The organism is Pseudomonas sp. AGC41, assembly GCF_057334555.1.
Window position 1 is genome coordinate 17701 of sequence record NZ_JBHFJB010000124.1, and the last position, 10736, is coordinate 28436.

Below are 10736 nucleotides of genomic sequence, written 5' to 3' on the forward strand. Positions count from 1 at the left end.
CCCCCCCCCCCCCCCACAGGGTGGGGCTCGTCCCGCATTTGCTCTCAAACCTCCCGTCAGCAACCCCCTTCGCAACGAAGCCCTCGGGTATACTGCCGCGTTTTGTGATGCCCTGCGGCATCCCGGCGGTCCGAAACGCGCACTTACGATTCGCTGGTGCAGCGTTTGTGTTTCTGGACCAGCCTTGCAGGGATGTTTCGGTGATTTTTGGAGTTTTTATGCTCGAACAGGCTCAACGCGTTCTCAAGGACATCTTCGGCTACGACAGTTTTCGTGGCCGCCAGGGTGCCATCATTGAGCGCGTGGCCAGCGGTGGCGATGCCCTGGTGCTCATGCCTACCGGCGGCGGCAAGTCCTTGTGCTTCCAGGTGCCCGCGCTGCTGCGCAACGGTCTGGCGGTGGTGGTGTCGCCACTGATTGCCTTGATGGATGACCAGGTCGCGACCCTCGAAGAACTGGGCGTTGCCGCTGCCGCGCTGAACTCCACGCTGAGCGCCGAGCAGCAGCGCGACCTTGCCGCGCGCATCCAGCGCGGTGAAGTGAAAATGCTTTACCTGGCGCCTGAACGTCTCGTGCAGCCGCGCATGCTGGCCTTTCTCCAGAGCCTGGAGATCGCCCTGTTTGCCATCGACGAAGCCCATTGCGTATCCCAATGGGGCCATGACTTCCGTCGCGAATACCTGCAGCTGGGGCAATTGGCGGAACTGTTTCCGGACGTGCCACGCATCGCCCTGACCGCCACCGCCGACAAACGTACCCGCGAAGAAATCGTCGAACGGCTGCACCTGCAGAACGCCGAGCGGTTCCTCTCCAGCTTCGACCGCCCCAACATTTTCTATCGCATCGTGCCCAAGGAACAGCCGCGCAAGCAATTGCTGGCGTTCCTCGCCGAGCGCCGCAGCGACGCGGGTATCGTCTATTGCCTGTCGCGCAAGAAAGTCGAGGAGGTGGCGGCGTTCCTCAGCGAGCAAGGTTTCCCGGCATTGCCCTACCATGCCGGCCTGCCCAACGATCTGCGGGCCTATCACCAGAAGCGCTTTCTCAACGAGGAAGGCCTGATCATGGTTGCCACCGTGGCGTTCGGCATGGGCATCGACAAGCCCAACGTACGATTCGTCGCGCACCTGGACCTGCCCAAGTCCCTGGAGGCCTATTACCAGGAAACCGGCCGTGCCGGCCGTGACGGTTTGCCGGCCGACGCCTGGATGGCCTACGGCCTGCAAGACGTGGTGATGCTCAAGCAGATGCTGCAGAACTCCGAGGGCGATGAGCGCCATAAACGCCTGGAGCAACACAAGCTTGACGCGATGCTGTCGCTCTGCGAGGAAACCCGTTGCCGCCGCCAGACCTTGCTGGCCTATTTCGATGAGGACATGCCCGAGCCTTGCGGGCATTGCGACAACTGCGTCGACGGCGTGGAGACCTGGGACGCCACCGAGCCGGCCCGCCAGGCGCTGTCGGCCATCTATCGAACCGGCCAGCGTTATGGCGTGGGGCATCTGGTGGACGTGCTGCTGGGCAAGGACAACGAGAAGGTCCGCAGTTTTGGCCACCAGCACCTTTCGGTGTTCGGCGTGGGCAAGGCCCGCACCGAGAGCGAATGGCGCTCGCTGTTCCGGCAACTGGTGGCGCGCGGCCTGGCGGATATCGACCTGGAAGGTTATGGCGGCCTGCGCCTGAGCGCGACCTGCCGGCCGTTGCTCAAAGGCGAGGTCAGCCTGGAACTGCGCCGCGACCTCAAGCCCGCGACGGCGATCAAGAGCAGCAAGAGCCAGGCCAGCCAACTGGTACGTGGCGAAGAGCGCGATCAGTGGGAGGCCTTGCGCGCCTTGCGCCGCAAGCTGGCGGAGGAGCACGGCGTGCCGCCCTACGTCATTTTCCCCGACTCGACGTTGCTGGAAATGCTCCGCAGCCAGCCGACGTCCCTGGCGGAAATGGCCCGGGTCAGTGGTGTTGGCGCGCGCAAGCTGGAGCGCTATGGCGAGGCCTTCCTTCAGGTGCTCGGCGGCGAAGCCGAAGCGCCGAAAGCCGTGGCCGATGTACGCCACGAACTCATCACGCTGGCTCGTGCCGGGATGACCCCGCTACAGATCGCCGGGCAGTTGCAGTGTTCGGAAAAGAACGTCTACACGATGCTGGCCGAGGCGATCGGCCAACAGCAGCTATCCCTGGAGCAGGCGCTGGATTTGCCCGAAGAACTGATGGGCGAAATCCAGGACGCGTTTCTCGACGGCGAGGGTGAGTTGCCCGCGGTATCTGACGTTGCCGCGCTGTTTGCAGGCCGTGTTCCGGAAGGCGTCCTGTATTGCGTCAGGGCTGCACTGCAATCGGAATTTGAAGTCTGATCAGACGGTTACGCTCCTTTAACGATTCACTACAGTGCCAGCCTTGCTTGAATCCGAAGCTCATGCTTAGCTGACTAATAATTAGTATTTCCCTATTTTGATTCTGATGAGTGTTTTATGCCTCTAACCGATCAACACCGCTTCGGCATGCAGTTGGCGCAAATGTCCCGGGGCTGGCGAGCCGAGCTGGACCGTCGCCTCGCCGGGCTGGGCCTGTCCCAGGCGCGTTGGCTGGTGCTGCTGCACCTGGCCCGTTTCGAACAGGCGCCGACCCAGCGTGAACTGGCCCAGAGCGTCGCCGTCGAGGGTCCGACCCTGGCCCGCTTGCTCGACAGCCTGGAAACCCAGGGGCTGGTGCAGCGCCAGGCCGTGGCCGAGGACCGCCGCGCCAAGAAGATCGTGCTCTGCGCGCCGGCCTTGCCGCTGATTGAACAGATCGAAACCATTGCCACGCAGCTGCGTCGGGAGTTGTTTGAAGGCGTCGACGAAGAAGATATGCGGGTGTGCATGCGGGTTCACGGCAGGATCCTGGCCAACCTGGAAAAATCCTGAGGCATATCCCTGACACCAGGTTTTTGAGATTCGCCGGTTAGCGAACTATAACCAGTAGTAAGCGTTCCTAATGGAAGCGTTTACGCCGAGGTTGGTTCTGGTAATCGAAAGGGATGCCCATGCTTGAAAGTCTGCAGTCCACGTTGCGCAACTGGGTCAACGTGTTGATCGTCGTGGGTGCCCTGGGCTTTCCGGCCCTGGCGTCGGCGCTGGGGCTGGGTGAGATAACGCTTCATTCCGCGCTCAACCAGCCGTTGCGCGCCGACATCGCCCTGGTCGATGCGGCCGGCCTGGGCGAGGGGGATTTTTCGGCCAGCCTGGCGAGCCCGGACGATTTCAGCCGCGCCGGGGTGGAACGGGTGTTCTTTCTCAACAGCTTGCGTTTCACGCCGGTATTGCGCGGCGAGCGCAGCTTCATCCGGGTGACCTCCAGCAAGCCGGTGGAAGAACCGTTCCTCAATTTCCTGGTACAGCTCAACCAGCCCAACGGCCGTGTGCTGCGCGAATACACCGTGCTGATCGATCCGCCGGGCACACCAGGGATTGTGCCGGCCGTGGACGAGCCTTCCGCTGCGGCCGAAGCGACACCGGCGATCAAGCCGCCACCGGCCACACAAGGCAAGCGCTACACCGTCGTGCAGGGCGACAACCCCTGGATCATCGCCAAGCGCCTGCATGACGCCGGCAGCAATGCCCCGGTCAATGAACTCATGCAGGGGATCCAGGCGCTGAACCCTGGCAGCGAGCGGCTTTCCATCGGTCAGCGCCTGTTGCTGCCCGACTCGGCCATATTGCCGCCTCCCGCCGCAAACCCTTCAACGCCGGCCTCTGTCGCCCCCGACAGCAACGCCGAGCAACTCGCCGCCACGGTGCTGCAGAACCAGCAACAACAGAAAACCATCGACGAACTTCAAGCCCGGCTCCAGGCCCAGGACGCGGAAATCGCCGGCCAGCGTCAGCAGATCAGCGACTTGCAGGCGCAACTGGCCCAGGAGCCGCCGGATGCCGTTGCCGCGACAGCGGCGCCAGCGGAAAACGTCGAGCCCGCACCGGTGGTTGAGGCGGCGCCGGTCGACGAGGCCGAGGGTGTCGACTGGTTGTGGGTGGCGGGGTTGGTAGGGCTGGTGGCGTTGCTCGTCGTATTGTTGTTCCTGCGCCGTCGGCAGCAGCAGGAACTGGCGGATCCGCAGCCACTGTCCGAGCGTCGCGAATTGATCCTGGATGATGACGAACCCGAAACCTACGCGCAATCCGGCACCGAACGTGCTGAAGTCGCCGCGTCGTTCAATAACGGCGATGCGCCCCTCGGCGATGTGCTCGAAGGGGTGGGAATCTACCTGACCTATGGCCGCTTCACTGAAGCTGCGGGTCTGCTGCGCGCGGCATTGCTGGCGGAGCCGGAGCGTACCGACCTTGGCCTCAAGTTGCTCGATGTGCTGGGCAAGCAGGGCGATGTCATCGGTTTCCAGGCCCAGGAAAATCACCTGCTGGCCCAGGGCATCGATCGCCAGGCGCTGGAAGAGATCCGCGGACGCTACCCGAAAATCTCCCTGGTTAACGCGCCCCTTGAAACCTCCGTTGATACGCCGCTTGATGCGCCCACGCCGGCACAACCTCAGGTATCCATTCCAGAGCCGGAACCGGCCCGCACCCCTGACGACGAGTTCGAGCTGAAGCTCGATAGCTTGTCCATGGAGAACAGCTGGGACCTCACCGACACCCCACAGGCCTCCGTTGAACCGAAACCGCTGGAATCCTTCGAAACCGGCACCTTGTCGCTCTCCGGGTTCGATGAACCCGACCTGCAATGGGGGGCGCCCCTGGAAACCGAGTCGCTGGATGACGATTTTCTCGATGGGTTTGCCGATGAAGAGCAATCGCTGGAGCTGGAGCCGCTGACCGCCGAACCCGAATTCGAGTCGCTGTCGCTCGAACCGGTGGCCTTTGAGCCACTCATTTCGCAGCATTCCGAAAAGCTTGAAGAAGCCCAGAATCGTATCGATGAAGGTGACCTCAAGAGCGCCATCACGCTGCTGGAGGAACTGGTGGAAGAGGGCGATGAACCGCTCAAGGAAACCGCCCGGGTCTTGTTGGCCGGGATTCGTTGAGGCAATTGCATGGCCGACGCAGATCCCCTTTGGGAGCGAGCCTGCTCGCGAAGAGGCCATCACCTTCAAAACATTCATCGACTGACACTCTGCCTTCGCGAGCAGGCTCGCTCCCACAGTTTTGAACGGCGCTAGAACGTCTGCCCCAGATTCAGATACACCGCCTGCTCATCATCGTCGTTGAAGCCATAACTGAAGTTGAGTGGCCCCAGCGGCGTGTCGAACCCGAGGAAGACACTGGCGGCGTTGATGTAGCCGCTGTCGAATTCATTGTCGTTGTTCCAGGCCCGGCCGCGCTCCAGCGAGCCGCCGACATACAGCGGGAAATCCAGCGGCAGGTAGGCGCGCGGCGTGAGCCTGCGGTAGTACACGGCGCGCATCAGGCTCATGTTCTGGCCGGATATCCCGTCTTCACGAAAGCCCGACAGCTGTCGGGCGCCGCCGAGGACGAAACTCGACGTGACGACCTCGGCGGTGTCCAGGGTCCGGCCATAACGACCGCCGAGGATGAAGGTATCCGGGCCGCTGCTCAGGGCCTTGTCCAACCTGAATTCCCACTGGCGATAACGCTGGTCGGAACCCAACCCGGGTTCGTACTGGCGCCAGGACAAGCCGATGTCTTCGCCTTCATGAGGGAAGTAGACGTTGTCCAGCGAGTCGAATGAATACTTGAGCTCGTAGAAGCCTTCGTTGAAGTTTTCGCTGGGCTGGTCGTGATCGCCGATGCGCACGTCCGCCTTGCCCCAGGCCTGGCCGACACCGAAACGGATTTCCCCGCTGTTGCCGATCTGCCGGCCCAGGTTCAGGCCGAAGCCGTAGCGCTCGACCCGATACTGGGCGACCGGGTCGTTATCGAGGATCGATTCGACGTTGCGCGATTCGAATTGTCCGTAGGGCGCGATGAAGTAGCGCGAGCCGACGTCCAGCGGTTGGTAGAACTCGCTGTACAGCTCCTGCTTGTCGCCGATCTGCGCTCGGGTCAGCCATTCGGCGCCGAGGCGATTGATACCGTTGACCCGGTAGCTGGCACCGAGGTTGAAAGCGCTGTCGCCGCGCATGTCGTCCGACAGGCTCAGGCCCAGGCGCAGGTAATCGGTGCCGGTGCGTCGGCCCCGGGCGCTGATCACCAAGGTGTTGTCCGCGCCCTTGTGCACTACGCGGTATTGCACCTGCTCGAAGTAATCCAGGCCGTACAAGGTGCCCATGTCGGTTTGCAAGCGACCGAGGTCCAACGGCTCGCCGATCTGTTGGCGAACGTAATAGCGGATCACGTCGTCGCCGACTTTCGAATCGTTTTCCACCCGTATCGCGGTGATGACCGGCGTGCGTTCGCTGGGGGTGCGCGCCGCCATCAGCTCGGCGTCGGGCGTTTCGGGGCGACGCAGGTGCGCCAGGCGCGCCTCGAGTATCCGCGTGGCGCGGTAGCCGGCGTCGATCATTTCCGTGGCGCGGCCAAAATCGGTCGAGCCAAAGCTCGCCAAGGCAGGCTGGATCAGCACGTCGTTGTTTTTCAGCGTCGCCAGTTGTTCCTCCGAGTTGCGCCGGGTCATCAGGGTGGTCGATTGATTCAGCACATCCACCACCGTGACCAATTGCTTGCGGTTGCGCAGCGGCGTGCCGATATCGACGACGATGGCCACGTCCACGCCCATTTCCCGGGCCACGTCCAAGGGAATGTTGTCGCTCATGCCGCCGTCCACCAGCAGCCGCCCGTCCAGTTCCACCGGGGCGAACACCGCCGGGATCGACATGCTGGCACGGATCACCTTGGGCAGGTGGCCCTTGCGGAACACGACTTTTTCGCCAGTGGCGATGTCGGTCGCCACGGCGCGGAAGGGGATCGGCAGCTTGTCGAAATCCCGGGTATCGCTGGCGTGGGCCAGCAGGCTTTCCAGGAGCAGGGCCAGGTTCTGACCCTGGATAACGCCCAGCGGCAGGCCAAGGCTGCCGTCGTCGCGAAAGCTCAGTTTTTGCTTGACCAGGAAATCCCGGTCGTCCTGCTTGCGCCGGAAGGGCACGTCCTTGCGCGGCGGGGCATCGGACAGCGCCTGCTGCCAGTCGATGCCCAGGGCGAGTTTCTCCAGCTCGTCGATTTTGTAGCCGGAAGCGTATAGGCCACCGATCACCGCGCCCATGCTGGTGCCGGCAATCGCGTCGATCTTGATGCCTTGTTCTTCCAGTGCTTTGAGCACGCCAATATGCGCGAGCCCACGGGCCGCGCCGCCGGAAAGTACCAGGCCGATCTTCGGTCGCGGCGCTTCGACGGCGTCGGCGAACAGGGGCAGCAGTAACAGGAGCAGGCATGGCAGCAGGCGGCGCATCGTCAATCTCGGGGCAGGCGGTCAAAGGCGGTAGTATAACGACGCCTTTGACAGCAGGAGTCCACCCGCAATGACCGCTCACAAACCGGAAGTCGTCATCACCTACTGTACGCAGTGCCAATGGTTGCTGCGCGCCGCCTGGCTGGCCCAGGAGTTGCTCAGCACCTTTGGCGACGACCTGGGCAAGGTGTCCCTGGTGCCGGGCACCGGCGGGGTGTTTCATATAAGTTGCGACGGTACGCAGGTCTGGGAGCGCAAGGCAGACGGCGGTTTTCCCGAGGCCAAGGTCCTCAAGCAGCGGGTCCGCGACCGGATCGACCCGGAGCGCGACCTGGGGCACAACGACCGGGTTCAGTGACTCGTTTCAGTAACCTGGCTCAGTGAGACGGGGCCTGGGCGCCGGCGCTGGATTTTTTCGTGCCGTCGAGCTGGCTCGACACCACGATCGCAACGATGATCAGCACGCCACCGAGCAGCATGCGCAGCGTCGGGTTTTCATCGAACAGCAGCCAGGCAATGGTGATGCCGTAGACCGGTTCCATGGCGAACACCACCGCCGCGGTGCGCGCCTTGATCACCGCGAGGCTGGCGACGAACAGGCTGTGGGCCAGGCCAGTGCAGAACACCCCGAGCAGGCCGATCCACAACCAGTCGATGGGGCGCACGTCACTCAGTTGCGGCGCGGCCATCGGCAACAGGCATAACCCCACGACCAGGTTCTGGCACAGCGCCGCCTGCACCGGCGGTACGTGCGCGGAGCCGGCGCGATTGGTCAGCGACAACAGCGAGAACAACAGTCCCGAAGCCACGGCCCAGAGCAAACCGGTGGTGGCGCCGCTGGCCAGGTCAAAGTCCGGTGTGACCAGCACCAGGCCGACGCTCACCAGGACCACCAGGAGAATCTCGTTGGCGCGGATCCGCTCGCGGAAGATCAGCCCCTCGAGCAATACGGTGAAGGCCGGGAAACTGGCGAACCCCAGCGTGGCGATGGCGACCCCGGCGACTTTTACCGAGATGAAAAAACTCACCCAGTGTCCGGCCAGCAACAGCCCACCGAGCAGCAACCGGCGAGCGTCGCGGCCGCGCAGTTTTTGCCAGCGGGTGCGGCTGGCGAACCGGGCAAACACTGCCAGGGCCAGCACGGCGAACACCGCACGGCCAAACACAATGACCGCCGGCGAGGCGGCGGCGAGTTTGCCGAACACGCCGGTCAGGCCAAACATGAGTGCGCCGATGTGCAAGGCGCCGAGGGCGGTACGGGGAGTCATTGCAATCCTTTCATTCGATAAGACACAGCGAAAGTCCTCTGTGGGAGCGAGCCTGCTCGCGAAAGCGCTAGTTCAGGCCATGGGGATATCGGCTGGCGGATGGAATTCGTCGGGTCGCTGCCTGGAGCAAGCTCGCCCCCACAGAGCCATTCCTTTATAGATTGTCGTATTTAAGCGTGGGTAAGGCGCCAGTGTCTGTCGCGAACCTAGCGATTTTTAGCGCGGGTCTAGCGCCGAAGCTTGCCCGGCGAAACACCGAACTCGCGCAGCACCGCCGCCGCAAAGGCGCTTTGCGAACTGTAGCCAACCTGATGGGCGATTTCGCCGATGGGCAGGTTCGAGTCTCGCAACAGTCCCACCGCCTTATGCAGGCGGCGACTGCGGATGTATTCCATTGGCGTCTGCCCGCGTTCGGCGACGAAGCGCGCATGCAGGCGCGCGCTGGAAAGCCCGGCGACCCGCGCCAGGTCCGCCACTTGCAGCGGATAGGCCGCGTGCTGGTCGATATGGGCATCCAGCGCGGTATAGGGCAGGCGCCGGCTGCCGCTGGTTTGCTGGCGGGCGCCGTTGAGGCTGGCCAACAGCAGCACCGCGCCTTGCTGGGCAATCAGCGGGTCGTCCACCGGACTGCCCGCGAGCCAACTCACCAACTGGCTCTGCCCCGTATCCAAGGGCAGGCGGATATTGCGGTCGAGCAAGCGCCGGCTGGCATCGGCGTGATCGCCCAGGCATTGCCCGACCCAGTCACCATCAGGCACATCCAGCACCAGGCAACGGCTGCCCCGAGGACTGCCGCAGGCGTGACGGGCGCCGGCGGGTACCACGACGAAACTCTGCTGCACCACCTGGCTGCCACGCCCTTCGACTTCGAAGTCCAGCGCGCCGGACAAGCCGAACACCAGTTGCGCATGGTCGTGGCTGTGGACAATCAGATCATGGCTGTAGTGGCGTAGCGTGAGGATCGGTCTCATCGCGGTCTCCCGTGGCAGGCGGCCAGTCTACACCGAGGGCGCGGCGCCTCGCGCTGTCATGCAACCGACGCATTATTGTCATGGGTCATTAACCGCTGGGGTGCACTGTGGTGAAAACGATCAGAGGGTTGCCCAATGACCAGCGCCGAGCTCGCCAGGCCCAGCCGCAAACAGCGTGTCCGCACCCTGTGGATTTCCGACGTGCACCTGGGTACGCGAGATTGCCAGGCCGAGCACCTGTCGCATTTTCTCAAGGGCTATCACGCCGACAAGGTCTACCTGGTGGGCGATATCATCGACGGCTGGAAACTGCGCAGTGGCATGTATTGGCCCCAGGCCCATACCAACGTCATTCGGCGCTTGCTGACCATGAGCAAGCGCGGCACCGAGGTGATCTATGTCACCGGCAACCATGACGAATTCCTGCGGCGCTATTCGAAGCTGATCCTGGGCAACATTCAACTGGTGGACGAAGCGGTGCATGTCACGGCCGATGGTCGACACCTGCTGGTGATCCATGGTGACCAGTTCGATGTGATCACCCGTTATCACCGTTGGCTGGCCTTTCTTGGGGATTCGGCCTACGAATTCACCCTGACGCTCAATCGCTGGCTCAATCATTGGCGGGCGCGTTACGGCTACGGTTACTGGTCGCTGTCGGCGTACCTCAAGCACAAGGTCAAGACCGCCGTCAGCTTCATCAGCGATTTTGAAGAAGCCATCGCCCACGAATGCGTGAAGCGTGAACTGCATGGCGTGGTGTGCGGGCACATCCACCATGCCGAGATTCGTCAGGTGGGCGGGGTGGAGTACCTCAACTGCGGCGATTGGGTCGAGTCGTGCACGGCGCTGATCGAGCATTGGGACGGCTCGATCGAGCTGTATCGCCTGGCGGACGCCCAGGCGCGCGAAGCGCTGGTCAAGGCCGAGTTGAAAGTGACTGAGCCGGCCTGAACTTTAACCGTTTAGTGGAGAGCAGCTTTTGTGGCGAGGGAGCTAGCTCCAACGTTTAGTGGAGAGGGCTTTTGTGGCGAGGGAGCTTGCTCCAACGTTTAGTGGAGAGGGCTCTTGTGGCGAGGGAGCTTGCTCCCGCTCGGCTGCGCAGCAGTCGTCAATTGAACCGCGCGATGTGTCTGGATAAATGCAGGCGTCTGAACGGGGGCTGCTGCGC

The 10736-nt window shown here is 63.0% G+C and carries 8 protein-coding genes; 5 read left to right on the top strand and 3 right to left on the bottom strand.

Going from position 1 to position 10736, the window contains the following annotated elements; translation table 11 throughout:
* The first annotated feature begins 218 nt into the window (after nucleotides 1-218).
* From recQ to ACE04F_RS21345, 3 genes are all read left to right on the top strand, one after another.
* The gene (recQ, locus tag ACE04F_RS21335) at nucleotides 219-2345 is read left to right on the top strand and encodes a DNA helicase RecQ (protein ID WP_305499531.1); all 2127 of its coding nucleotides are present in this window, start codon (nucleotides 219-221) and stop codon (nucleotides 2343-2345) included.
* A gap of 117 nt (nucleotides 2346-2462) precedes the next feature.
* Nucleotides 2463-2897: a MarR family transcriptional regulator gene (locus tag ACE04F_RS21340; protein WP_305499533.1), complete on the top strand. Its 435-nt coding sequence runs from the start codon at nucleotides 2463-2465 to the stop codon at nucleotides 2895-2897.
* Between the two features lie 119 nt (nucleotides 2898-3016).
* Complete coding sequence (locus tag ACE04F_RS21345) at nucleotides 3017-5005, top strand: FimV/HubP family polar landmark protein (RefSeq protein WP_486109791.1); 1989 nt, start codon at nucleotides 3017-3019, stop codon at nucleotides 5003-5005.
* 131 nt (nucleotides 5006-5136) lie between these two features.
* Here ACE04F_RS21345 and ACE04F_RS21350 read toward each other — a convergent pair whose 3' ends face one another.
* Entirely contained in the window at nucleotides 5137-7326 is a 2190-nt protein-coding gene (locus ACE04F_RS21350; protein ID WP_486109793.1) for a patatin-like phospholipase family protein, read from the bottom strand.
* 70 nt (nucleotides 7327-7396) lie between these two features.
* On the opposite strand from ACE04F_RS21350, the gene ACE04F_RS21355 reads away from it, so the two are divergent.
* Nucleotides 7397-7684 carry an Rdx family protein gene (locus ACE04F_RS21355; RefSeq protein ID WP_434572572.1) on the top strand — a complete coding sequence of 96 codons (288 nt, stop codon included), beginning with the start codon at nucleotides 7397-7399 and terminating at the stop codon, nucleotides 7682-7684.
* A 19-nt stretch (nucleotides 7685-7703) separates the two neighbouring features.
* Here ACE04F_RS21355 and ACE04F_RS21360 read toward each other — a convergent pair whose 3' ends face one another.
* Nucleotides 7704-8594 (bottom strand): DMT family transporter, encoded by an 891-nt coding sequence (locus ACE04F_RS21360; RefSeq protein ID WP_486109795.1) that lies wholly within the window; start codon nucleotides 8592-8594, stop codon nucleotides 7704-7706.
* Nucleotides 8595-8821: 227 nt separating this feature from the next.
* Entirely contained in the window at nucleotides 8822-9565 is a 744-nt protein-coding gene (locus tag ACE04F_RS21365) for a helix-turn-helix transcriptional regulator (protein WP_486109797.1), read from the bottom strand.
* Nucleotides 9566-9700: 135 nt separating this feature from the next.
* On the opposite strand from ACE04F_RS21365, the gene ACE04F_RS21370 reads away from it, so the two are divergent.
* A complete protein-coding gene (locus ACE04F_RS21370) occupies nucleotides 9701-10519 on the top strand; it encodes a UDP-2,3-diacylglucosamine diphosphatase (protein ID WP_486109799.1) in 819 nt (272 codons plus the stop codon).
* Nucleotides 10520-10736 lie beyond the last annotated feature (217 nt).